This window comes from Nitrospira sp., assembly GCA_030692565.1.
Classification (GTDB): domain Bacteria; phylum Nitrospirota; class Nitrospiria; order Nitrospirales; family Nitrospiraceae; genus Nitrospira_D.
In genome coordinates, this window is the sequence record JAUYAO010000056.1 from 12342 (window position 1) to 35388 (window position 23047).

Here is a 23047-nt window from a genome sequence, read left to right on the forward strand (position 1 = left end):
TGCACTTCCCTTCGCGAGGTTCTCTTCTTACTGCGGCATACAATGCTGGAAGATGTCCTCACAATGCTCATGCGACTCCGATGATTCCGGCATCGCCCGATACTGCACCTCGATGACGCGATGGTCTTGCAGCGTCAGGATCGCCGTGCAACTGTGCTTGGCTCCCTCGGGGCGGCTGCCTTTGGTCCCAGGAAATGATCCTTCGAGCGATCCACTTTCTTTTGAGTAGGTCAGGATTCTCACATTGTCATGGGATGCGACTGTCCGCGGCGGGCCCGCGCAGACCACAACCTCCGCTTCGGACTTGCCGATCAGCGTCTGCGTGACATAGAAGGGTTGCGGGGTCGTCTCGACGCAGCCGAGATACGCGAGCGGGACGAGTGTGACAACGAGGACCGCAAGAACCTCTCGACAGTCGGCACGGTACAAGCGCGTCATGCTGTGCCTCCATAATGGCGTAGTCGTCATAGTCAGCACGGCGCCAGGTCTCATCCCCCTCATCACGGACGAGTCGCGTACATGATCATCCCCATGCCGGCCGGGCAGATGATCGCTCCCATGGCATCGAAGCGATCCGGTTTGGTTCCGTCGAAGCTCCAGCCCCAGAGAAGCGACAGTACGATGAACATCCCACCGTAGGCGGCGTGCACCCGGCCGAAGTGCGCCGGTTGGAAAGTCGGAATCACGCCGCACAGGATCAAGATGGCCGCCCCGGCAACGGCATATCTCCAGTGATGACCTTCCCTGAATGAGCGCCATACGAGATCGCCGCCGCCGATTTTGCACAGCCGGCGAGTACAAATGATCCCAGTGAACCGGGCGGACTCATGGTGATCTCTTCTCCATCTATACAGGCATAGGCAGGCGCAGGATGCACACGCATCGGAACCTCACCTGATTCCTATTCGATCTGAACCGGGTTCGATCGTTCCTCCACGATCTGCAGCGTGACATGGTCAATTCCGAAGCGATCTTGCAACAGCTGTTGCAAGCGCCCCAACACGGCGTCCCGATCCGCTCCAACAGAGACGATCACGTGGGCACTCAGGGCGTCGAGGCCGGAGGTGATGGTCCAAATATGCAGATCGTGAATCCCTTTCACGTCGGGCACGCCGGCCATGGCTTGTCCGACCTCTTTGGCGTCCAGATGAGTCGGCACGCCTTCCATGAGCACATGCACGGCCTGAGTGAGCAGTCCCCACGTGCGCCAGACGATAAAGATACTGATGCCCGCGCTCAGAAAAGGATCGATGAGCAACCACCCGGTGAGCCAGATCGTGACCCCCCCAAGGATGACTCCGACCGAACTGATCGCGTCGCTGAGCACTTCTAAATACGCACTGCGAACATTCAGACTCGACGCGGATTCGTCAGCGAGCAGCTTCATGCCTGCGATATTCACGGCGAGACCGACGAGTCCGATGAGTAGCATCGGCACGCCCAGCACGTGGGGCGGCTCGAAGGCACGCCGGTAGGCCTCGTACAGAATCCAGATGGCCAACAGCAACAGCACCACCGCATTGATGACCGCGGCGAGGATCTCGGCGCGGTGATATCCGTAGCTCTTCTCCGGCGTCGAGGGTCTGGCCGCCATCCACATGGCAAAGGCGCTGAGTCCAAGGGCTGCTACATCCGTCAACATATGGCCTGCGTCGGCCAACAGGGCCAAACTTCCCGTGAGCAGACCGCCGACCACCTCGATGACCATGAATGTTCCGGTCATCAGCAGGACGATCAGCAGGCTCCGTCGTTTCTGCGTTCTATCTTGTCTCGAGTCTTCCACAGAGCCCTCCAGTGCTTCACTCAGAAACACACCATCCTATTTGTCGATCGACACCCGTTGTGCATTCAACGAGTACAGTGGGCTCCAATCTTTAATGCGAATGGGGAGGCCATTCATCATGAGTGTGGTTGGCAATGGCATGGTGCACTTCGCCAGAAGCCGTGGCCGGGTCAATATGAATGGTGGCATTGGAGAGGTATTGCAACTCATGCAGGAGATTGTGGCGCACCTCCTTGGCAATGTCATGGCCTTGCTCCACCGAGAGATCCGCCCGCACCGCAACATTGACCTCAGCATGGAGCCGATGGCCCAACCATCTGACTCGGACTTCACTGACGTCACAGACCCCTGAGGTGTGATGGACGGCATGAGTAATCTCATCAATGACCTCGGGATCGATCCCATCCAGCAGCCGCGTGAAGACGGCCTTGCCGGATTGCCAGACGATGCGCACGATGACTGCCGTGATCACAAGACCTACAATCGGATCTGCCAACGCATATCCCAGCCAGACGCCGACCGCACCGAATAAGACCGATAAACTCGTCAAGCCATCGGCCCGGGCGTGGTAGCCGTCGGCGATGAGCGCGGTGCTGCCGATCTCTTTGCCTACCCGTATGCGAAAGATCGCCACCGCCTCATTGCCGACGAACCCAATCAGTGAGGCGGCGATCACAGCCCCCACATAGGAAATCGGTTGGGGGTGCAGCAGCCGCTCCACGGAAAGATAGCCAGTGATCAGAGCGCTGAGCAACATGATGCCGACAATCACGACGCCGGCTACGTCCTCTACACGCCCGTACCCGTAAGTGAATCGCCTGGTGGGTTGCCATTGCCCGAGCCTGAATGCGATCCAGAGCGGAATAGCCGTCAGCGCGTCCCCGAGGTTATGAATGGTGTCGGCCAGCAGGGCGACACTTCCCGTGATCCCCACGATGAGAATCTGCAACAGGGCCGTGGCGGCCAATCCGAGGAATGACCATTTCACGGCCCACATTCCTCGTTGCGTCGTCAAGAGCGCGGGATCGATCGCTCCGTGAGTATGGCCGTGTGTCTTCTCTGCGTGGGACGCATCAGATGGTCTATGGTGGTGGGACTCGTGTTTACGCATCTGTCGACCCTCCGCTGATTGTCTGCTCCACCCCTTGGAGCTTATTAGAACGTTTCTCACCGATTCTGCCATAGAGCGCCGGGATGACCAGCAACGTTAAGATCGTCGATGTGATCAATCCCCCGATGACGACGGTGGCGAGGGGCCGCTGGACCTCGGCTCCCATGCTGGTCGCCACAGCCATGGGGAGAAAGCCGAGGCTGGCGACGAGTGCGGTCATGAGCACGGGCCTGAGCCGGTCCATGGCTCCCTGCATGACAGCCTCATCAGTTGGGAGCCCTTCTGCTTCGAGTTGTCGGATGTGGCTGACCAGCACCACACCATTGAGCACCGCAATGCCAAACAGAGCGATAAATCCAATGACCGCTGAAATACTGAGTGGCAGGCCACGCAGCCAGAGGGCGAGCACACCACCGGACAACGCTAAGGGCACATTGAGAAAAATCAGCAGCGCGGGGCGCATAGCCCCGAAAATGACCGACAGCACACCCAGGATTAGAAGGAGGGTGATGGGCACGACCACGGCTAATCGGCTGGTGGCTTCTTGAAGATGCTGAAACTGTCCACCCCATGTCAGTTCGTACCCTGTCGGGAGCGATACCTCACGTGCCACGACGCGTTGAGCCTCTGCCACGAAGCTTCCCAAGTCCCTTCCCCGGATGTTGTTCTCCACCACGATGCGACGCTGCACATGCTCCCTGCTGATCTGAGCCGGTCCCGTGTCTACTCGGATGGCCGCCACGCGGGAGAGGGGGACAAGTTCACCCTGACCGGTGGGGATGAGCAGATTGCCCAACGAAGCAGGATCTGCCGAGGCACTGTCGGCTAACCGGACGACGAGATCGAACCGCCTGGGGCCTTGAACCACGGTGCCGACGACGCGTCCCACACGGGTCGTTTGCACGAGGGTCAGCACGTCGTCTGCCGTCAGCCCATAGCGCGCGATCTGTTCACGGTCCACAATCACTCGCAGAAGTGGAAGGCCCGCCACTTGCTCGACTTTGACGTCTGCTGCGCCGCGGACAGTTTCCAACGCACGAGCCACTGCCTCGGCCTGTTGCTTGAGGACCTCCAGGTCAGGACCGAAGATCTTGACCGCCAGATCGGAGCGCGTCCCCGCGATCAACTCGTTGAAACGCATCTCGATCGGTTGCGTAAAGCCGAGGCCGACACCCGGAACCGCATCGAGAATGGCGGGCTTCATCTTGGCGATCAGATCTTCGCGCGTGCCGGCCGTCGTCCATTCCTGCTGCGGCTTGAGAATGACAAACACATCGGACAGCTCCACTCCCATCACGTCGGTCGCCACCTCAGGGCTCCCGGTCCTGCTCACCACCTGCACGACTTCCGGAAACTTCCGAAGCACTCGTTCAACATCCAGGGCATTCTTGACCGACTCACTCAGCGACACGCTGGGCAATCGCCAGATTTGAATGGCCATGTCCCCCTCGTCGAGGCGCGGCACAAACTCGATGCCAAGCCAGGCGCTCAATCCGAGGCTCACGACGAACAGACTGACCGCCGGCGTCACCACCCAGGCCGGGCGCGCCGTCGCCCATCTGAGACAGGGTTCATAGGTACGGCGCAGCAATCCGAACAGGCGCGTGTCCTCGTGTCCCGATTGAGCCCGCACAAACCAGAAGGCGAGCAGAGGCGTCACCGTCACCGCGAGGAGGAGCGAGCCGGCCAGCGCCAGGATGACGGTGAGGGCCATCGGCCGGAACATCTTCCCCTCGATCCCGGTCAGCGCCAGGATAGGCACGTACACAAGAATGATGATGGTGACGGCGAGGGTCATGGGACGCAGGACCTCGCGGCCGGCTGCCAAAATCTCGTTCAATCGCTCCTCCTGGCTCATCACGCCCTTCTTCGCCAATCGTCGAAGAATGTTATCGATCATCACGACCGAACCATCCACGAGCAACCCGAAGTCGATCGCGCCGAGGCTCATCAGATTGCCGGAGAGTCCGGCCTGCATCATTCCGCTGAATGCGATCAGCATCGACAAGGGAATGGCGGAGGCCACGATCACACCGGCGCGAAGATCGCCGAGAAAGAGGAACAGCACGGCAATGACGAGAAGTCCTCCCTCCAGCAGATTATTGCGCACGGTATGGATGACCTTCGAGACCAACAGCGTTCGGTCATAGTAGGGTTCGATGGTCACACCTGGGGGGAGGGTCGCTTCAATCTCTCTCACTCTGGTCTTGACCCGCTCGACGACCTGTTGCGCATTCTCGCCCGCCAACATCTGCACCATGCCGATGACGGTTTCGCCTTCTCCCATCGCAGTCGCCGCGCCGATGCGAAGCGCCGAGGCCTCCTTCACCTCCGCGAGGTCTGCAATGTAGATCGGTACTCCCCCGGAGCCGTGCGCCACGACAATCCTTGCAAGGTCGGCCACCTGCGTCGCTAAGGCTTCACCGCGAATGAGCAATTGTTCGCGTTGACGCTCAATGTAGCCGCCGCCGGCGATGGCATTGTTGCGTTCGAGCGCCTCAAACACGTGCCGAAGTGACAACTTGTAGGACAGGAGCTTGGCCGGGTCCACGATGACTTGGAACTGTTGCGGTTCTCCTCCCCAAATATTCACTTCCACCACGCCCGGCACCGCCCGCAGCCGCATCCCGATCTCCCACTCAAGAAGCGTTCGCAGCGCCATGGGGCTATAGCCATTTCCTTTGAGTGTGAATTGATAGACTTCGCCCAATCCGGTCGTCAGCGGTCCCACGATTGGACGGCCATACTCGACCGGGATACGTTCCATCGCGCGGGTCAGCCGTTCGGTGACCAACTGTCTCGCGCGATAGATGTCCGTCTGATCTTCGAAGATCACCGTGACCACTGAGAGCCCATAGCGCGACACAGAGCGGAGCTCGCGCAGGGCAGGCAATCCGCTCAGCGAGGCCTCGATCGGAAATGTGATGAACTGCTCCACTTCAACTGGGCCGAGCGCTGGTGAACGGGTGAGGATTTGGACCTGGACCGGCGTCAGATCCGGCATGGCGTCAATGGTGAGGTGGGTGAAGGACCACAGGCCCAGAGCGATCACGAGGATGATCGCCACCAGAGTGAAGAAACGGTAGCGCAGCGAGAGGGTGAACAGCCGTTCCATTTTATTCTCCCTCTCCGGACCCGATGTGTTCTTTGAGTAGGACGTTCTTCAGATCAAAGACGCCGTCGATCACCACCTGCTCGCCCGCAGTCAGTCCTTTCTTCACTTCAACCCAACCCCCGCCCTCGCGGCCGGCTTCGATCGGCACGAATACATACCCGGTCTCGCGCTGAACGAAGATCCCGCGCACGTTGTCCACCACCGTCAGGGCCGACAGGGGGACCGCCAAGGTTGGTGGACTCACGGTAGCCAACTGAACGTCCACATACTCCCGTGGCTTCAGGCTCTGCTGCTGGTTCGCGACCTCGAAGCGAACTCGAATCGTGCGGGTCGTCTCGTCCGCGACCGGCGCAAGATAGGTGAGCGGAGCCGTGACCGGCTCGCCGCCCTTTGGCAGGATCGTTCCCACATCGCCCTCCTTGAACTTTCGGGCCTGCTCGATCGGCAGATTGGCAAAGACCCAGACTCGGCTCGTGTTCACGACTTCGAATAATGCGTTTCCCGGCGCCACACCCTGGCCGCGCACGGCATTCTGTGCGATGACCGTTCCAGCGATCGGCGATGTCAATGTATAGCGATGACTCTCCTCATGCTGGCCTCGCTCAAGCGCGGTCAGTTCCGCCATCGAGAGGCCCATGTTCAGGAGTTTTTCGCGGATATGCTGGTATCGTGCCTTTGTTTCCAAATATCGCCCCTTGTCTTCGATGAGCTTCCGCTCGGTCACGATGTCGTCGGCTCGCAACTTCTCCGTGCGCCGGAAGCTGTTCTCGGCGACATCGGCCTGCGCCTTCCCGACAAGGTATTCTTCGATGAGTTGATCGAGCTGCAAGCTGCCGATGGCCGCCAGTGGTTGACCTGGCTTGACTCGATCACCCAATTGGACGTGGATCGTTTCAACCTGCCCTTCGATACGTGAGGTGATCTTCGCCACCTGCTTCAAATCCAGTGCGACCTCGCCGGGAGCCGTGACCACATCGGGAATCTGGTGCAGGGTGACGGATTCTGTTCGTAGGCGATCTCGGACGACGGAGGGCGGTTGGAGTCGGTGGGGGGCCGTCGTGCTAGTCTTCGACCCTGCGGCCGAAGGGTGTTTGGGCGGCTCTGTTCCTCGATCGCCACAACCTGCAAGAATCAGGATGATTGTAGCGATCATTCCAGTTATCGGTGTTCGTGGTGTCATTGGGATACTCCCGTCTCATCCATCGGCAACTGTGACGTACTCATAGCGGCGCACCCAGGGATCGCTCCAACCGGACGAAGGCGATTGAGAGATCCGCGCGCGCCTGGGCATATTCCAGCAGGGTCTGCCGGTAGACACGCTGGGCATCCAGCACATCCAACAAACTCGCCGCGCCCTGCCGGAAGCTAGTGCGGGCCACGGTCAAGGTCTGTTCCGCTTGTTTGAGCAAGCCGGTCTCAAAGACGTGAAGTTGATCCTGTGCCGTGCGGACTTCTTGCACATGTTGAGTGATCGCTTGTTCCAACTCATTCTGGGCCCGCAGCCGCTCAGCCTCCGCGCGGTGTTTCGTGCCCAGGGCGGTCTCAATCTCCCCCTGCCGTCGATACCAGAGGGGGAGCGGCACGCTCAGCCCGGCGGTCATCGACTCATCGCCGGCTTCCCGGTGATATTGTCCTTGCACACTGATGTTGGGCACCCGGGATTCTCGCTCAAACCGCACGGTATGCTCGGCCTGCTCCGCGAGCTTGGTCAGACGCCGCAGGGAGGGGTGTTGCTCAAATGCCTGAGCGGTCAGACGATCCAGATCCAGTCCTTGTTTCGGAGACTGGAAGTCCCCTTGGATGGAGAACTGTTTTCCCAATGCACCGGCGGTAAGGGTATTGAGGCGGGTCTTTGCTACCAAGAAGGCATTCTGTGCGCGGGCGACGTCTTTCTGGGCCTTCTGTACCTCGACGCCGGCTTTCATCGTATCGAAGGAAGTCGCTTCGCCCGCCGCGACCCGTGCTTTCACCGTACGCAACACCTCTTCGACCGTGGTCACGTTCTGCGCGGCGAGCTCAGCATCACGTTGGGCGAAGAGCAGCGAATAAAATGCCACTTTGACATCGGCGAGGAGCGTCAGTCGGGTTTCTTCCAGCGCCGCACTGGCGCCAGCAACGCCGGCATTCGCGGCCTCTTGGCGGGCCTGCCGCTTGCCTGTCCATTCAAGCGGTTGTTCGACCGTCACGGTCCGTTCGGTGATGCGCACACCGGTGCTGGGGTCGCGAATGGCGCCGCGGCCGGCACTACCTGAGACCGACGGATTCGGGTAGGCCCCTGCCGCGATTTGTTGCCCGTGACTTTGTCTGACGAATCCCTCAGCGCCGGCCAGGGTCGGACTGCGCTCGATGGCCAAGGCCACGATGCTGTCGAGCGAGTAGGTGCCGGTGAGGGGATCGGCTGCCCACGCCGTTTCGGCTGTCTGGCTTAGACCGCTCACTCCGCATAACAGCACGAGAGAAACGAGTATACGAGTAATCATCTGAGCCTCCTCTGCTCAACAGATACCGGGCTCAACTCGTGAGGAGTGAGCCTGCAATGCCACGATGCCTGTGATGGCGTGGATTCGTACCGACGGATTTAGAGAAGGAGTGAGGGGGGCGCACGGGAAGGGAACTGATGCACAAAGAGGGTGGACACCGGAATGGCAGCCAGGTCTTCTGCAGCTCGTTCGCGGCACTCTATGGTGGTGGTTTCTCCGATAGGCGGCACTATGGTCTGCACGAGAAGCGGCTTTAGATCTGTGCGATGGTGCGAGTCGGTGAGCAGCGAGAATCCCAACTCCGAATGCTCGAACCAGGTATGTGAAAGATGAACGGACTTGTCGGCAGCGGAGTGGGTCGACGCCTCGTGGATGTCGAACTCACCGTCGAGGTCGGCAGAAAATACGGTGTGCACGGTTCCGCTATGTATAGCTTCATCGTGACCTGAGTGCTCGGCAGATTCGGGATGTACGTGGAACAGAGGGACCGAGAGGACCCACAGCACGACCCACACCCGAATGATCATGGGCGCCAGCCGGTGCGTTAGGATATGAAGAACGTTACGCATCGTGTCCTCTCGTCTTCAAAACTACGCTATCACAATCGCGGTCCACTGTATATGCGATCTGTCGATCGATGGAAATGAAGTGTGCCTATTCACGGTTCGGTGATGATGCGTCCGTTCGAGCGCTCTTCGCCTTCGCCCCATTCCGCGACGGCCTGTGCCATTTCGGCGAGGGGCCGAAGAGCGAATGGTGATGATGTTCGATGCCGGTCAGTTCGTCGATCAGTGAGTTCGGTCATCTATTGATTCAGTCAAGGCTCTCAGCGCGTCAGAGATTCGTACTTCGTAAGGAGCGGCTATTTCGAGTTCCCGCAACAAAGCAGGGAGTTCTGTTAGTTGCGCAGCGGCGCGGGTGCGGCTGGCGGCGAGGGATGGGAGCGGGGCGATGAGCTGGCCGTCGCGCATGACCGGTTGGAGGAGGCCTTGTCCTTCGTGTCGATCCGTACTCGTCGTCAGCAGATCGTAGGCCCATTGCCCGTCGGCGGCGCGTTCCCGATAGACCTGTTTGCGTCCCGGCCAAGTGGCTTTGCCTTCGGACCGTTTGCGGCAGGGCCGACCGGCGTATTCCTGCAGTTTATAGGCGCAGTCCAGCGAAGGCGCATCGGCTGACGTCGTCATTGCCGTGCCGACGGCAAAGCAGTTGATCGGCGCGTGGCTTTGGATCAACTCTCTCAATCGGTGCTCATCGAGATTGCCGCTGGCCAGGATCGTTGCGTGCGGCAAGCCGCCCTCGTCCAGAATCTTTCTGACCTTCCTGGCATGCTCGGCAAGATCGCCGCTATCTAGTCGAATGCCTTTCACGGGGATGCCTTTGGCGAGGAGCGAGGGCGCGAGTGCCACGACTTTATGCGCAGCGGCTTCGGTGTCGTAGGTGTCGATCAGCAGCACGACGTTATCCGGCTGCGCCTGCGAGAAGTGGGTGAAGGACTCGGATTCGTCCTCGTGGGCTTGGACGAACGAATGGGCCATGGTGCCGAAAATGGGGAGGCCGAATGCTTTGCCTGCCAGGACGGTGGCGGTTCCGGCAAAGCCGGCGAGGTAGCTGGCGCGAGCGGCATAGAGACCGGCCTCGGCGCCGTGCGCGCGGCGAAGACCAAAGTCGATGAGCGGCTTGCCCTCTGCGACCATGACCGAGCGCGCGGCTTTTGAGGCGATCATCGTCTGGAAGTTGAGCAGGTTCATGATGCGGGTTTCGACCAGTTGCGCTTGTGGCATGGGTGCGACGATGCGCAGAATCGGCTCGGTGGGAAAAAAGATTGTTCCTTCTGCCATCGCCTCAACCGATCCGGAGAAGCGCAGTGTTTCGAGATAGCGCAGGAGCGTCGGCGAGAGGCGGCCGGTCTGTGCGAGCCAGGCGATGTCGTCGGAGGTGAAGCGTAAGGTGGAAAGATAATCCACGACCTGCGGGAGTCCGGCAGCCATGAGGAAATTGCGATGGGGCGGCAGGCGGCGGACGAAGAATTCGAAGACGGCCGGTTTCTCCATCCCCTGCTCCAGATAGGCTTGGGCCATCGTCAACTGGTACAGGTCCGTTAGGAGTGCGTGGTTGGATGGATTCATTGAGCGAGCTGTTCCAACCGGATGGGGACAGCGCCGCTGCGGATCATTTCGTCGATCGCCCGCTGACCGTCTCCCGGTTGACGATTGACGGCGGCGATGCCGTCGAGCAGGAGGCAGGTCTCGTAGCCGAGTCTGCGCGCGTCTCTTACGCTGTAGAGCACGCAATAGTCGGTGGCCAGGCCGCCGATGAAGATACGCCGCACATGATCGCGCTGGAGCAGTTCATGCAGCGGCGTGTCTTCGAAGACCGAGTAGACGTCTTTGTCCGGTGTGGTGGCTTTGTAAATCGTCTCGACGGTCGATGGGATTGGGAACTGCGTGGGTGCCAGCGAGCCGGGCGTATCTGCCACGCAGTGCACGGGCCAGGGGCCGCCTTGTTCTCTGAACGAACAATGGCGCGGCGGATGCCAATCGCGCGAGAAAATGATTGGGAGGCGGCGTGTCACGAAACGGTCGCAATAGTGGCGCAGAACCGGCAGGAGCCCGTCGCCTCCGGCAATGCCGAGTGCGCCGCCGGGAAGAAAATCATTCTGCAGGTCCACGACCAACAGCGCATCGCCCGGCGCGAGGACGACATGGTTAGACGATGGAGTTGCCGGATGGGTCGAGAGCAGCGTCATGGGTATTCCCGCTAAGCAGGCGGTCAGGCCAGTGGAGTCTCGGTTGCTCACGGTTCCGTGATGATCCGTCCGCCGGGTCGTTCCTCGCCTTCACCCCATTCCGCCACGGCCAGGGCCATTTCGGCGAGGCGTTGAGCGGCACGGCCAAACACCGTGTCGGGAGGATAGTCCCCGTCGATACCGCGTTCTCCGGCCGTCACGCCGGTGAGCAATTCAATGGCCTCTTCCAGCGTGTTCACCGCGTAGACGGTGAACTGTCCCGATTCCACCGCTTCGACTACATCGCGGCGAAGCGCGAGATGTTTCGTATTACGCGCCGGAATGATCACGCCCTGTTTGCCGGTGAGGCCGCGCCGTGAACAGGATTCAAGAAATCCTTCGATTTTCTCGTTGACGCCGCCGATAGGCTGGACTTCGCCCAATTGGTTGACGGATCCGGTAACGGCAAGATATTGCCGGATCGGCAGATCGGCCAGGCTGGACAAAATTGCGGTCAACTCGGCGACAGCGGCGCTGTCTCCTTCAATCTCGGAGTAGGTTTGTTCGAAGGTCAAGGACGCGCTCATGGCGAAGGGGTGTAGTCCGGCGAACTTGCCGGCCAGATAGCCGGCGATGGTCATGACGCCCTTGCTGTGGATGTTGCCGGCGAGTTCCGCTTCCCGTTGCACATCGATGACGCCTTTGGTGCCGACATAGGTGCGCGCCGTTATGCGGGTGGGGCGGCCGAACGCATAGTCGCCGAGTTCATGGACGGAGAGACCATTCACCTGGCCGACGCTCTCGCCGTCGAGATCGACCATCAGGGTACCTTCTTTGATTTCGTCCTGGATCCAATGTTCGGCCAGATTCGACCGGTGGCGTTTGTGCGCGATGGCCGCGTCCACATCTCCGCGCGTCACAAACGAATGACCTTCTTTCCTGGCCCAGTAGCCGGCCTCGCGGATGAGGTCGCTCACGAGGCTGAATCGCAGTGACAGACGGTCGTGCCGATCGGCAAAGCGGAAGGCTTGCCGAATCACTTCGGCGACCGCATCGGCGCCAAAGTGCGGCAGCCCTTCTTCGCGGCAGAGCTTTGCGATGAAGCGGGCGTACTGGCGATCCTGCCGTTCGCTTCGGACCACTTCCGTGTCGAAGTCCGCCTTCACTTTAAAGAGCTTGGCAAAGTCCTCTTCGTAGGCCTGGAGCAGGTGGTAGATCATGGGCGGCCCGACCATGATGATTTTCACCGTGACGGGGATGGCTTGCGGCCGGAGGCCGGCGGTGGAGAAACCATAGAATTCGGCGGGGTCTTCGATTTTCACTTCAGCCGTTTTGATGACTCGCTTCAGCGCGTCCCAGGAAAAGGGTTGATGCAACATGTCCAGCGCGTTCACGATCAGGTAGCCGCCGTTGGCTTGGAGGACGGCGCCGGCACGGATTTCAGTGAAATCCGTGTACATGACGCCCATATGGGCGCGGCGTTCGATTTTGCCGATCAGGTTGGTGTAAGTCGGGTGCGATTCGTCGATGACGGGCGCGCCGCCGGTCGAGTCATGCTCGACGATGAGATTCACGAGATAGCGGGTCATGTCAGGCCGACGGAGTTCCAAGCCGGGAATGGGTAATGCCGGTCCTTCATGGGGAAGAAAGTCTTTGTAATGGTGGATGACGTTGTCTTTCACTCGCTCGAGATAGGCGGAGACCGCCGGTAGACTCTGGTAGGACCGCAGTAAGGTCTCATACCGGCCTTCGAGCACGTTGGTCACCACCTGGTGATCGAGGTGGCGGAGCTGGTGCTCCATTTCTTTATCGAGTCCGTGGAGGCGCACATGAAAGTCACGGATCTCGCCTTCGAGGGCGAGCCGGCGTTCGGTGAGGTCCCGTTGCTCTGATTCGGTCATGGCCTCCATGGCTTCGTCGGTCATGGGATGTCCGTCTTTGAGCGGCACGAGTCCGAATCCCGCCGGCGTTTCGTCGAACCCGAACCCGCGGGCGAGACTCAACTTGGTGAGCTCTTGGAACAGCGTTTTCTTCTTGGCCTCAGTTTCGTCATGCAGCTTGGCTTTGCCGTCGAGGTACTTCTTGCTTTCGAACGCGGCAGGGATGTCACGCCGGAAGCTCTCGATGAACGTGGCCATGTCCCCTTTGAAGGCACCGCCTTGTCCGGCGGGAAACGAGAGACTGACCGGCCGTGAGGGGTCCTGAAAATTGTTGACGTAGCACCAGTCGGAAGGAGCCTGGGCTGTCCGGGCCAGCCGTGTCACCATCTGACGGACTAGGGTGGCTTTCCCTGTGCCGACCGGGCCGGAGACGTACAGATTGAACCCCGGGCTCTTCATCGAGAGACCGAACTCCAGCGCTTCGACCGCCCGTTCCTGGCCGATAATATCGGTGAGCGGTTCGAGTTCGCTCGTGTCTTCGAACCCTAACTGCGCGGGATCGACTGTGGGCGACAGCATCGAAACGGGAACTCTAAATTTGTCCGTGCTCATCTACACTGCTTTCGTTGCGACCACCGGAGGTGGCTGTACGGTTGTGGCCTGGGGGCCTTTCTTGCCTTGCTCCACTCCGAACACCACTTCTGTTCCGTCTTCGAGCTGCTCAAACGTGAGGCTGTGAAGTGCATTCGCATGAAAATACACTTCCCCGCCGCCCTCCTGGAGGATGAACCCATAGCCCTCCTTCGGGAAGAGCTTGCAGATCACTCCGCGATTAGGCGGAACAGGTGAGAGGCGTACTTCGGTCTGTGCGCGTTTCTCACGAAACTTCCGCAGTTCAATCGTCACGGCTTCAAAGGCGCTCCGGATGGCTTCTTCGAATGTCTTATCCTCCTTCCGGGCCGTCAAAGTATGCCGACCGGGTAGCGTGACGACCACGAGCGCCTCGGCGACATGGTCCTGCTTTTTGTGATGGCGGTTCTTTGTCAGCGTGACACGACCGTGTGTGAGGTCATCATGACCCCGCCGGAGATCCTCGATGCGCGCTTCGATTTCTGTCTTCCAACGGGGCGTCATCTCAACATTGCGGCTTTGGATTTCTAAGTCCATCTGGTGCCCTCCTTTTCTTCAGTTCTAACTATCAGCAAGCAGGATGCCGCTTGCGTCAAATCCACCGGTTGGAGAATGGCCTCAGAAAGAGGCCATCGTTTACGCCGTTTTGCGAATGGCCATACTTTTCACGCGGTGAATGACAAGGCAGACTGGCGCATTTCTCCTCAGTGATCGTGATGCGGGTGAAGCGCAATGCGTCACTTGCAGCACCGTGAGAGGAGGTAGGAGATGGCGAAAGCGGAAATGTATCGTTGGGATCGCTGTTACAGGCGGTCGTTCAGATGGCTGTTCGATTGGAATGTGACTTGCGTGTCATTTCTGTATGCCGACGCTGAGAAAACAGGCTCTCGAAGAGTATCTCCAGTCGCGTTTTGGACCTGACGTTACGTTGCTGTCGTTCGGCGTGATTGGAAAGGCAAGTTCAGAAGGTGCGCATAAACAATACGGCTATGGGATACCGGTCAAGCTGACGTTCCGTGTCGGCAACGATGTACGGTCGGCTGTGTTGGAAACTATGAAGCCCGGTCCCTTCGGGCACGAGCACATGGCTGATCGGGCGCAGGCGATGTTGTGGGACTACGAGTCCTATGGACGGCTCCCGCGGCATGTGAAGGCGCTCGACGTCGGCATCTTTACAGGCACACAGAAATTGTTGTCTGTTGCAGAGGGGCGGGAATACTTTGTCCTGAATCAATGGACCGAGGGGATAAGTTATCACGAAGATCTGGAACGACTCGCCGAGGGGCGATCGCTCCGTCCGCTCGATCGCAAGCGGACCGTCGCCCTTGCGCGTTATCTGGCGCAGATCCACGCGCATAAGAAACGGGATGCCGATTTATACCGCCGCCGTTTGCGGGAGTTGATCGGTCACGGCGAATGCATCATGGGGCTGACCGACAGTTACCCCGAGCGGTTCGGGTTTATCACGGAAGACTTGTTGCGCGGAATTGAGGATGCCGCCAACCGTTGGCGGTGGCGTCTGCGCGGACAGACTAAACGATTGTCGCAAGTGCACGGGGATTTCCACCCTTGGAATGTGTTGTTCAAGAAGGGTGTCGATTTCGCAGTGCTCGATCGCTCACGCGGGGAGTGGGGTGAACCGGCGGACGACGTGACATCCATGACGATCAACTATTTCTTCTATTCACTCTGCCGGTGGGGACGGCTGAAGGGGCCGTACGAAGTGCTTTTCCGCCTGTTTTGGGAGGAGTATATCGAGGCAAGCGGCGATGAGGATGTGTCGGCAACAGCGGCGCCGTTCTTTGCGTTTCGCGGCTTGGTACTGGCGAGTCCTGTCTGGTATCCCACGTTGCCGATCGGTGTGCGTCGAACCATCTTTCGATTTATAGATCAGGTCCTCGCTGCACCGCGCTTCGATCCGTCACGGGTGAATGAGTATTGTGGTCGATGAAAGACCCGTCAACCGTCAAGCGTCAAACGGGGGGAAGTGCGGTGGCGGGGGATGGCACAGGTCGTAATGTTTGAGGGGAAGCTCTTCTGACACGATTGACGAATGACCAATGACGATTCACGGATCTTCACGAGCCTTCGCCATCTGGATTACGGGCCTGCCGGCTTCCGGCAAGAGCACGATCGTAAGGGCGCTCACGCCGCAGCTTGAAGCGCAAGGCCTGAGAGTGGAAGTATTGGAGTCGGATGAGGTCAGGCGTGTGCTCACGCCGGAGGCAACCTACTCGCAGGCCGAGCGGGACCTCTTCTACCGCGCTTTAGCGCTGATGGGGGCGAAGCTGGTGGCGCAGGGCGTGACCGTGATCTTTGACGCCACAGCCACCCGGCGTGAGCATCGTGACTTTGCCAGGAGACTGATTCCCCGATTCATCGAAGTGGCGGTGGAATGTCCGCTGGAAATCTGCACGCAGCGTGACTACAAAGGGACGTATCAACGAGGACAGCGAGGTGAGTCCAACACTGTGCCGGGGTTGCAGTCCCCGTATGAACCGCCGGTCAGTCCGGATCTGACCATCGATACGACGAAAGTCCAGGCGAGCGCAGCGGCGGAGAATGTTCTCGCGCTTGTGAAGAAACGATTTCTTCAGTAAATAGCCGCTTCTTTTTATTCTTTTGCTTTTCCCTCTCGATGAAAGTGCCGCAGAAACCACTTGCATGCGTGCTTGGCAACCTGTTCCAGCGTGCCTGGTTCTTCAAATAGATGTGTGGCTCCGGGGACGACGATCAGTTTCTTCTCACAGTTGAGCATTTCGTAGGCTGATTGGTTCATCTCAATCACCGGTTCATCCCATCCACCGACAATCAGCAGAGTAGGCGCGGTCACCGAGGGCAGGTAGGCTTCTGCCAAGTCGGGCCGTCCGCCTCGCGACACGATGGCCTGGATGTTTTGTGGGTCTCTGGCAGCGGCTTGCAACGCTGCACCGGCTCCGGTGCTGGCGCCGAAATAGCCGATGCCAAGCTTCTTTGTGCGCGGGTCTTCGTCCAGCCAGGCTTTGGCCAGCAACAGCCGATCGGCCAGCAGATCGATAGCAAACACTTTCCGTCGATCCTCGGCTTCGTCCGGCGTGAGCAGGTCAAGCAGCAGCGTCGCGAGGCCGTTCTGCTGCAGATGGTGGGCTACGAAGTTGTTTCGCGGACTTAATCGGCCGCTGCCGCTGCCGTGAGCAAAAACGATGATACCGCTTGGATCTGGCGGGAGGCCCAGGATGCTTTCAAGAGCCAGCGCTCCCTGGATGATCCGGACATTGTGCTCGTGGTTAGTCATCATCGCTTGATCCGATCGTTCATATTTGAACTACGTTCGCAAGTAGTTAATAAGTTAGAATAAAATAAAGAGCGTTTTGATCTTTGCTGTGAATATTTTCTCTAGAAGCGTACTCGCATGAAGACGGTTTTGACTAAGACTCTTCAGAAATCGATGTCCCGAGCAATGCTCAGCGTATAAATGCTACAAGCTGTACAATAATGTACGTATAAGTAGTCTCCACAGAGACAATTTTAGGCTATTTGTATTCTAAGTTATTGATAATTATAAAACTGAAATACTGGATCGCAACTTGCTCAACCCCTCAGGCATACGTCAACTTTCACCTGGGGAGGAAATAATCATGGGTTGTCCGAAATGCAAAGGCTTGATGATGTTGGAGCGCTTCTCGGATTTCTTTCTGGTGTTTTATGCTTGGAAGTGCGTCAATTGCGGAGCGATCATTGATCGGACGATCTCCAACAACCGCAAGAACAGTCTGGCTGCCAAAGCCGCGAAAGAAGTTGAAACCGCCGCTGCCTAACCGGTTGTCCGTTAGGCATTGGAACTCCGGCACGGTGCGTTCGGCATCGTCGAAATTGTGGGACTGTGCCGGCTGGAGTTCTTAGGTGGAGGCCCAGCCACAACCATTCATGGCCTGATCACAGCAGGTTGCCTGTCACGTCGATTCTTTCTGTCGCTCGTGATTATCCTCACCCTAAATCACCCCGCTGCCTCTTAACTCCCTCATGCTTCGTCGCCGCCGGCATGCCAGCTATCGACCTCCGGCTTTCTTCTTTGTCACTGCGCAAGGCGCCGGTCGACTGAGCTCCGCCGGCAACAGAGTCTGGTTATCGACACAGGCGGTATCCAGCTGCGCTTGGGTCAGTCCGGCCGATGAGGCCAGATTGGCTCCGTAGAAGTTCGCCTGACGGATGTCGGCCGCATCAAGGCGTGCGCCGCTGAGATCTGCCCCATTGAATGAGGCTCTCTGCAGCTTGGCTTCCTGCAGATTGGCGTGGGTCAAATTCGCATGGCTGAAATTGGCATCACTCAAATCGGCGGCGACGAGATTGGCTGAGTCGAGTGTGGCCTCATTGAATTGTGCCCTAGGCAGGGATGCTTTGGGGGCATAGATCTCGTGCAGGGCGGCTTTGGTAAAGACGGCGTCGGCGCCGTGTGTGCCGATCATGACGGCATGATGCAGGTTAGCGTCGCGAAAGTCGGCCTTTTCAATGACAGCCTTGTAGAGAATCACCATGCGCATTTTTGCTGATTGGAGTGAGGCCTTGATGAGGCGCGCGCCTTCCAGATTGGCGCCTTCAAGATCGGCTTGTGCGAGGCGGGTACCCTCCAGATTTGCATGACGGAGATCCGCTCCGCGGAGGATGGCATCGCGAAGATCGGCGTGTCGAAGGTCGGTATCATCCAGATAGGCGCTTTCTAGATCCGCTTCCATCATACGGGCGTCATTCAAGCGAGCTCCGTCGAGCAGCGCCCCCTGCAGATTGGTCTGAAGCAGTAGGGCCTTCGACAAGTCGGTCCGGCGAAGATCCGCACCCATCAAATCGGCTCCGGTTAGGACTGCCTTCTGAAGATTGGCTCCGTAGAGGTAGCTGTCGACCAGCGTCGCGTTCGTAAAGTCAGCCGACGATAAATCGGCTCCCTCGAAATGGGCTCGCTCGAAGATGGCATCGTGTAGCTGGGCGCCGGATAACGCGGCGTTGTACAGCGCCGCTTCATCGCCGATCGCACGGAGGAGGTTGGCATGTGTCAGTTTGGCATGACGCAAGTCCGCACCGACTAAATTGCTGTCTTCGAGGTTGGCTTTGGTGAGGTCGGCGCCGGCAAGGCTGGCTTGCGTCAGGATGCTTTGTCTGAGATTGGCCTGCCTGAGGTTGACGCCTTCCATCCGGGCACGTTCGAGATTGGCCCCTTCGAGGGAGGCCTGCCGTAAGTCGGCTCCACAGAAATCCGCCCGTTTATGCCCGGGGCTGTCTCGCTGTTCGAGCCATTCCTGGTGTGCGTGGAGTGTGCTGCGGATGGCGGCTGGAGACAAGGTGCTTTTCTTGTGTGGTTGCTCGCATCGCTGGACATGGTTTGGTGGAGGTGTTGTGGTTGCTGCCAGAATTGGGGTTGTGGCAATGGTGGATACGATCAACAGGAACAGTCCCTGGCGTACGGCGGAATGGATCATCTCGGTCTCCTCTAGATGGTTCGTTCTTACGGGCAATAGTCAATGGAGGTATGTCACTTGCCTTGCTGGGAGAGCAGCCGCACATAGGCCAACACATCAATCATTTGGCCCTCGGTCAGGCTGCCGGTCCAGGCATGCATGGGACTGAAGACGATCCCATGTTCGATCGTGCGCAGCAGCTCCTCATCGGATTTCAGAAAGGATCGAAACAGATGGAAGTTAGCCGGCGCGACTCTGAGCGATGCAGCGGTGGGGCCGTCTCCCCAGCCGGTTTGGCCGTGGCAAGTTGCGCAGTGGTTCTGATACAGCGCCTTGCCTCGGTGCAGGTCGGCGGGAAGATCCTGGGCCGCAACGGACAGGGCACTGAGTAAGAGACTGACGCCGGCGGCGAATACGAGCGTTCGAGATGTCTTGTGCATCATCAACTCTTCTTGGTGGTGTGGGCAATGAATGAGGTGAATAGTTGTTGTAGTTTCTTACTGCCGCAGGACGGACATTGCACTTCACCGCGTTCGTGCTCTTTCAGAGTCACCACGATCAGCGATTCTTTGCCGCAATCGAGACATTTATAATCATACATTGGCATATCAGCAACGGCTCCGCTAGTGGAAGACCAAGAGTGGACATGGCGCATGATGAAGGACCGCGTGCGCGACGCTGCCGAGCACCATCCGGCTCAGCCCGTGGCGACCGCGGGACCCCATCATCAGCAGATCGGCACTGATGGCTTTGGCCTCTTGGAGAATCGCTTCGACCGGAACGCCCAAGGTTGATTTCGCATGAGTGCTGTAGCCCATTTGTTTCAGATCCGCTGCCACGGAGTTGATGAAGCTTTCGGCGCTCCGGAGCGCCTGGCCTTCCATTTCGCGCTCCGCGACGGCGTCGACCGGCCACGGCGGCCTGGTCTGCGGGAGCACCGTGAGCGCAGTGATCGTGACTGCTTCCCGGAATGGATGCTGTCGGAGGAACAAGAGCGCTCGCTCGGCGTCTTGTGATCCTTGCAGCGGCAGCAACACCTGTTTTAGGGACTTCACAAAGTTCGGCAGGATGAGGACGGCGCTCTTGGAGAAGGTGAGCACCCGATGGGAGACACTGCCGATCAGCCGTTCCTTGATCGGTCCAAGCCCGCGTCCTCCGACAAGAATGAGGTCGATCTGATGCTGCGCTGCATACTCCACGATCCGATCGGCGGGTGAGCCGATCTCCATATGTTTGGTCACGGGGCCAGAATCCATCGGCAGGAGCGACACAATGCGATCAAGCAACCGTGCGCCATCTTCGCGCATTGTGCGCTCGATGGTCGTATAGAGTTCTTGTGCGACTTCCGGCACCATCATCGGATAGGCCGGTGACGGGACATCCAGGATATGCAGAATATGCAATTCCTCAGCGCGGGAGAGGTATTTGAGCGCACGAACCGCCTCATAGGATTGATCCGATCCATCGATGGCCAGCAGCATTTTCATCGGCGACCTCTCTGTTGCTCAGTGACAGTCCGTTGGACAGAAGAAGAGGAGATACAGGCCGACCGCCACACCCAGCCCAATTGCTCCTACCAGAATCCAGTGCGTGCGTGTCATAGGCGTCTCCTCTTACTCGGTGGAGTCAGCAAGTCCAATGCCGTTCCATCGTTTCAGATCGCAGGGGAGGAGGGTGAGGTGAAAGCGCAAGGGACGAAAGGGTTTCTCGCTGAATGATGTCTTGAGCCCTTCTGCGTCCCTCTGCACTGAGCGCAACGTCTGTTGCCTTCTGCCCCAGGAGGCATCGCGCGACTGTAGCAGGCCTCCCCGATGGGAGAGACAATAGTGAAGGCCCGGAGTGTTCGGGATGGGCAGCGGCGAGCAAGCCGTTGTTTCTATGCGAGGTCAGTCTCAGGATCGTGATTGTGATGCAGTGGCATTGGCCTTGCTGATAGGGGAGAGAGATCTGTTGAGTCGAGAGGTTGCCATGGGAGACAGATTGTTTTCCTCCATTCTAGTGCCGGTGGATTTTTCGCCTTGCTCGGAAGAGGCCTTCCGGGTGGCCTGCGGGTTGGCGCGGCTGTGCGGCGCCGAGGTCCTGGTGGCGCATGTGATTGACACGAGCGCGCTCAGCGCTTTTAATCGGATGGGGTTGCTTGCGGTGCCGTCTGATGGGACGGCCCAGAAGCGGCGTCTGCGGCATTTTGCCCGGTTGAATGTTCGTCGATTGCTCGATTCCGAGGCGGCAAAGGGGATTGCGATGACTCGGGTCGTGTTAGAGGGCGCGCCGTTTGTGGAGATTGCCAAGACTGCCAGGGTCGAAAAGGTCGATCTCGTCGTCATGGGCAGCTACGGAGGACGGTCGGGGAGCGTTGATAAGATTTTCTTTGGCAGTACGGCAGAAAAGGTGGTGCGGACAGCAGGATGTCCAGTGCTGACGGTGCCGCTGCCGGTGAAGCCGCGATGATCACTATAATCTGCAATCAAGGAGGCCTGGCACGATGAGAACGCAGAGAGGGCGGATGTGGGGATGGGCGACCGTGGTGAGCATGACCTGGGCTTTATGGAGCGGGGCGGAGCTTCCGCTCTGGTCGCAGGCTGAACAGGTCGTGGACGTCACGATTAAGGATTTCAAGTTTATGACCAAGCAAACCACGCTTCGGCTGGGTGTGGCGACGGTGATCAGGATTAAGAACGAGGATACGGAGCGCCACGATTTCGGTTCAACCATGTTTGAAGGGATTCCGACGCAGGTGGAGAAGGACGGCGTGATTGTCTATGGACGAGGGGTCGGGGGGGTCTTCCTCGATGCCAAACGGGATGCGGCATTGCGGTTCAATATGTCCCGTCCTGGCCGTCACGAATTTCGCTGCTCAATCCATCCGAATATGAACGGGGAGCTTCTGCTCTTGAACGTGGAGGCCGTGTGAGCGGAGAGACCGACAGACCACGCATTCTTCTGGCAACCGATTTTTCCAAATGGGCCCTGCGGGCGGAGGAATACGCCTGTTGCCTGGCCGCGACATGGCGGGCCACGCTGACCGTCCTCACGGTGCTGGAGTTCCCGCCCGGCATGAATCCGGAGTATCCCGTCAACCAGGTCTATCTCGGCGAGCTCATGAAAGCAGGGGCAAAGCAGTTGGTGGATTTGAAGGCGCGGGCCTCGGCTCGCGGGATTTCTTTGCATACACGGATCGCCACAGGAATTCCTTGTGACGAGGTGTTGGCGGCCGTGAAGGCGGAGGATTCGGATCTGGTGGTCGTCGGCACGAAAGGCAAGTCCGGTCTGGCGCATGTGCTGCTCGGAAGCACCGCAGAACGAGTCATTCGCACGGCGCCCTATCCGGTGCTCACCGTGCGTATGGATTCGGATGAGGTGTCTTCAGCGGAGGCGGGTCCGTGTGGGGGAATCAGTCTCAATCGAATTCTGGTCCCGGTCGATTTCTCAGATTGTTCCCTGGAAGCCGTGGAGTACGCCGCACTCATGGCTCAACGGCATAGCGCATCTCTGACGCTGTTGCATGTGCTGGAACCTGTCTCCTACGGCTTGGATTTCACGCTCTTGCATAGCGGCAAGCGGGAGGAGATGCGGGAGCGGTTGACGGCTCGATTGGGTGATATGACGCGGGCGCTGGCCGATGCCAAGATTCAAGCCGATTCGCAGGTGCGTGGGGGAACCCCGTTTGAATCGATTCTCGACAGTGCCAGGACTATTCCGGCCGATCTGATTGTCATGGGAACGCATGGGCGTCGCGGGTTGTCCCATGCACTGAGCGGGAGTGTGGCGGAGGCGGTGCTACGCCAGTCTCGTTGCCCGGTGCTCACCGTCCGCAGCCCGAAATATGCCTCGGGGCATCGCCGGGTGTTACCCGGAATGACCACATAAGTGTCCAGTCTTTTACCAGGGGGGGCT

At 58.9% G+C, this 23047-nt stretch carries 23 protein-coding genes; 6 read left to right on the forward strand and 17 right to left on the reverse strand.

Annotation, left to right across the window (positions count from 1 at the left end; genetic code table 11):
* Positions 1 to 27: 27 nt before the first annotated feature.
* The 12 genes from Q8N04_15360 to Q8N04_15415 form a co-directional block, all read right to left on the reverse strand.
* The gene (locus tag Q8N04_15360) at positions 28 to 438 is read right to left on the reverse strand and encodes a hypothetical protein (GenBank protein MDP3092051.1); all 411 of its coding nucleotides are present in this window, start codon (positions 436 to 438) and stop codon (positions 28 to 30) included.
* A gap of 62 nt (positions 439 to 500) precedes the next feature.
* Positions 501 to 779 (reverse strand): YnfA family protein, encoded by a 279-nt coding sequence (locus Q8N04_15365; protein MDP3092052.1) that lies wholly within the window; start codon positions 777 to 779, stop codon positions 501 to 503.
* Positions 780 to 901: 122 nt separating this feature from the next.
* The gene (locus tag Q8N04_15370; GenBank protein MDP3092053.1) at positions 902 to 1783 is read right to left on the reverse strand and encodes a cation diffusion facilitator family transporter; all 882 of its coding nucleotides are present in this window, start codon (positions 1781 to 1783) and stop codon (positions 902 to 904) included.
* Between the two features lie 91 nt (positions 1784 to 1874).
* On the reverse strand, positions 1875 to 2771 hold the full coding sequence (locus Q8N04_15375) for a cation diffusion facilitator family transporter (protein ID MDP3092054.1): 897 nt from the start codon (positions 2769 to 2771) through the stop codon (positions 1875 to 1877).
* A gap of 115 nt (positions 2772 to 2886) precedes the next feature.
* Positions 2887 to 6009 (reverse strand): CusA/CzcA family heavy metal efflux RND transporter, encoded by a 3123-nt coding sequence (locus tag Q8N04_15380; GenBank protein ID MDP3092055.1) that lies wholly within the window; start codon positions 6007 to 6009, stop codon positions 2887 to 2889.
* Position 6010: 1 nt separating this feature from the next.
* Positions 6011 to 7162 carry an efflux RND transporter periplasmic adaptor subunit gene (locus Q8N04_15385; protein ID MDP3092056.1) on the reverse strand — a complete coding sequence of 384 codons (1152 nt, stop codon included), beginning with the start codon at positions 7160 to 7162 and terminating at the stop codon, positions 6011 to 6013.
* 67 nt (positions 7163 to 7229) lie between these two features.
* The gene (locus Q8N04_15390) at positions 7230 to 8489 is read right to left on the reverse strand and encodes a TolC family protein (GenBank protein ID MDP3092057.1); all 1260 of its coding nucleotides are present in this window, start codon (positions 8487 to 8489) and stop codon (positions 7230 to 7232) included.
* A gap of 98 nt (positions 8490 to 8587) precedes the next feature.
* Positions 8588 to 9058: a hypothetical protein gene (locus Q8N04_15395; GenBank protein MDP3092058.1), complete on the reverse strand. Its 471-nt coding sequence runs from the start codon at positions 9056 to 9058 to the stop codon at positions 8588 to 8590.
* Positions 9059 to 9277: 219 nt separating this feature from the next.
* Positions 9278 to 10615 carry a nicotinate phosphoribosyltransferase gene (locus tag Q8N04_15400; protein MDP3092059.1) on the reverse strand — a complete coding sequence of 446 codons (1338 nt, stop codon included), beginning with the start codon at positions 10613 to 10615 and terminating at the stop codon, positions 9278 to 9280.
* A complete protein-coding gene (locus Q8N04_15405; protein MDP3092060.1) occupies positions 10612 to 11235 on the reverse strand; it encodes an isochorismatase family protein in 624 nt (207 codons plus the stop codon). The genes Q8N04_15400 and Q8N04_15405 overlap by 4 nt, the downstream gene beginning before the upstream one ends.
* Positions 11236 to 11282: 47 nt before the next feature.
* The gene (locus Q8N04_15410; protein ID MDP3092061.1) at positions 11283 to 13706 is read right to left on the reverse strand and encodes an ATP-binding protein; all 2424 of its coding nucleotides are present in this window, start codon (positions 13704 to 13706) and stop codon (positions 11283 to 11285) included.
* Complete coding sequence (locus Q8N04_15415; GenBank protein ID MDP3092062.1) at positions 13707 to 14261, reverse strand: HPF/RaiA family ribosome-associated protein; 555 nt, start codon at positions 14259 to 14261, stop codon at positions 13707 to 13709.
* A gap of 325 nt (positions 14262 to 14586) precedes the next feature.
* Between Q8N04_15415 and Q8N04_15420 the strand changes: the two genes are divergently transcribed.
* Together Q8N04_15420 and cysC are read left to right on the forward strand one after the other, a co-directional pair.
* Positions 14587 to 15675, forward strand: coding sequence for a phosphotransferase (locus tag Q8N04_15420; protein MDP3092063.1), 1089 nt, complete (start codon positions 14587 to 14589; stop codon positions 15673 to 15675).
* Positions 15676 to 15784: 109 nt separating this feature from the next.
* Positions 15785 to 16324 (forward strand): adenylyl-sulfate kinase, encoded by a 540-nt coding sequence (gene cysC, locus Q8N04_15425; protein ID MDP3092064.1) that lies wholly within the window; start codon positions 15785 to 15787, stop codon positions 16322 to 16324.
* Positions 16325 to 16338: 14 nt separating this feature from the next.
* Here cysC and Q8N04_15430 read toward each other — a convergent pair whose 3' ends face one another.
* A complete protein-coding gene (locus Q8N04_15430) occupies positions 16339 to 17001 on the reverse strand; it encodes a dienelactone hydrolase family protein (GenBank protein MDP3092065.1) in 663 nt (220 codons plus the stop codon).
* Positions 17002 to 17341: 340 nt separating this feature from the next.
* Between Q8N04_15430 and Q8N04_15435 the strand changes: the two genes are divergently transcribed.
* Complete coding sequence (locus Q8N04_15435) at positions 17342 to 17521, forward strand: hypothetical protein (protein ID MDP3092066.1); 180 nt, start codon at positions 17342 to 17344, stop codon at positions 17519 to 17521.
* Positions 17522 to 17752: 231 nt separating this feature from the next.
* On the opposite strand, the gene Q8N04_15440 is transcribed toward Q8N04_15435, so the two are convergent.
* The 4 genes from Q8N04_15440 to Q8N04_15455 are packed head-to-tail and all read right to left on the reverse strand — an operon-like array spanning position 17753 to position 20640.
* The gene (locus Q8N04_15440; GenBank protein ID MDP3092067.1) at positions 17753 to 19174 is read right to left on the reverse strand and encodes a pentapeptide repeat-containing protein; all 1422 of its coding nucleotides are present in this window, start codon (positions 19172 to 19174) and stop codon (positions 17753 to 17755) included.
* A 53-nt stretch (positions 19175 to 19227) separates the two neighbouring features.
* Positions 19228 to 19596 carry a cytochrome c gene (locus tag Q8N04_15445; GenBank protein MDP3092068.1) on the reverse strand — a complete coding sequence of 123 codons (369 nt, stop codon included), beginning with the start codon at positions 19594 to 19596 and terminating at the stop codon, positions 19228 to 19230.
* A complete protein-coding gene (locus Q8N04_15450; GenBank protein ID MDP3092069.1) occupies positions 19596 to 19760 on the reverse strand; it encodes a zinc ribbon domain-containing protein in 165 nt (54 codons plus the stop codon). Before Q8N04_15450 ends, Q8N04_15445 begins: the two co-directional genes overlap by 1 nt.
* A 16-nt stretch (positions 19761 to 19776) precedes the next feature.
* Positions 19777 to 20640: a universal stress protein gene (locus Q8N04_15455; GenBank protein MDP3092070.1), complete on the reverse strand. Its 864-nt coding sequence runs from the start codon at positions 20638 to 20640 to the stop codon at positions 19777 to 19779.
* Positions 20641 to 21121: 481 nt separating this feature from the next.
* On the opposite strand from Q8N04_15455, the gene Q8N04_15460 reads away from it, so the two are divergent.
* From Q8N04_15460 to Q8N04_15470, 3 genes are read left to right on the forward strand one after another with little or no spacing between them, the layout of a single operon-like run.
* Positions 21122 to 21601 carry a universal stress protein gene (locus Q8N04_15460; protein MDP3092071.1) on the forward strand — a complete coding sequence of 160 codons (480 nt, stop codon included), beginning with the start codon at positions 21122 to 21124 and terminating at the stop codon, positions 21599 to 21601.
* Positions 21602 to 21635: 34 nt separating this feature from the next.
* On the forward strand, positions 21636 to 22064 hold the full coding sequence (locus tag Q8N04_15465) for a cupredoxin domain-containing protein (protein ID MDP3092072.1): 429 nt from the start codon (positions 21636 to 21638) through the stop codon (positions 22062 to 22064).
* Positions 22061 to 23020 (forward strand): universal stress protein, encoded by a 960-nt coding sequence (locus tag Q8N04_15470; GenBank protein MDP3092073.1) that lies wholly within the window; start codon positions 22061 to 22063, stop codon positions 23018 to 23020. Before Q8N04_15465 ends, Q8N04_15470 begins: the two co-directional genes overlap by 4 nt.
* Positions 23021 to 23047 lie beyond the last annotated feature (27 nt).

Bases quoted from the DNA above. Each gene is read 5' to 3' on its own strand.
- Q8N04_15390 (MDP3092057.1), bottom strand. From the start codon at position 8,489: ATGATTACTCGTATACTCGTTTCTCTCGTGCTGTTATGCGGAGTGAGC.
- Q8N04_15415 (MDP3092062.1), bottom strand. From the start codon at position 14,261: ATGGACTTAGAAATCCAAAGCCGCAATGTTGAGATGACGCCCCGTTGG.
- Q8N04_15410 (MDP3092061.1), bottom strand. From the start codon at position 13,706: ATGAGCACGGACAAATTTAGAGTTCCCGTTTCGATGCTGTCGCCCACA.
- cysC (MDP3092064.1), top strand. From the start codon at position 15,785: ATGACGATTCACGGATCTTCACGAGCCTTCGCCATCTGGATTACGGGC.
- Q8N04_15430 (MDP3092065.1), bottom strand. From the start codon at position 17,001: ATGATGACTAACCACGAGCACAATGTCCGGATCATCCAGGGAGCGCTG.
- Q8N04_15450 (MDP3092069.1), bottom strand. From the start codon at position 19,760: ATGCCAATGTATGATTATAAATGTCTCGATTGCGGCAAAGAATCGCTG.
- Q8N04_15385 (MDP3092056.1), bottom strand. From the start codon at position 7,162: ATGATCGCTACAATCATCCTGATTCTTGCAGGTTGTGGCGATCGAGGA.
- Q8N04_15440 (MDP3092067.1), bottom strand. From the start codon at position 19,174: ATGATCCATTCCGCCGTACGCCAGGGACTGTTCCTGTTGATCGTATCC.
- Q8N04_15435 (MDP3092066.1), top strand. From the start codon at position 17,342: ATGGGTTGTCCGAAATGCAAAGGCTTGATGATGTTGGAGCGCTTCTCG.
- Q8N04_15420 (MDP3092063.1), top strand. From the start codon at position 14,587: ATGCCGACGCTGAGAAAACAGGCTCTCGAAGAGTATCTCCAGTCGCGT.
- Q8N04_15465 (MDP3092072.1), top strand. From the start codon at position 21,636: ATGAGAACGCAGAGAGGGCGGATGTGGGGATGGGCGACCGTGGTGAGC.
- Q8N04_15400 (MDP3092059.1), bottom strand. From the start codon at position 10,615: ATGAATCCATCCAACCACGCACTCCTAACGGACCTGTACCAGTTGACG.
- Q8N04_15445 (MDP3092068.1), bottom strand. From the start codon at position 19,596: ATGATGCACAAGACATCTCGAACGCTCGTATTCGCCGCCGGCGTCAGT.
- Q8N04_15380 (MDP3092055.1), bottom strand. From the start codon at position 6,009: ATGGAACGGCTGTTCACCCTCTCGCTGCGCTACCGTTTCTTCACTCTG.
- Q8N04_15360 (MDP3092051.1), bottom strand. From the start codon at position 438: ATGACGCGCTTGTACCGTGCCGACTGTCGAGAGGTTCTTGCGGTCCTC.
- Q8N04_15460 (MDP3092071.1), top strand. From the start codon at position 21,122: ATGGGAGACAGATTGTTTTCCTCCATTCTAGTGCCGGTGGATTTTTCG.
- Q8N04_15395 (MDP3092058.1), bottom strand. From the start codon at position 9,058: ATGCGTAACGTTCTTCATATCCTAACGCACCGGCTGGCGCCCATGATC.
- Q8N04_15405 (MDP3092060.1), bottom strand. From the start codon at position 11,235: ATGACGCTGCTCTCGACCCATCCGGCAACTCCATCGTCTAACCATGTC.
- Q8N04_15455 (MDP3092070.1), bottom strand. From the start codon at position 20,640: ATGAAAATGCTGCTGGCCATCGATGGATCGGATCAATCCTATGAGGCG.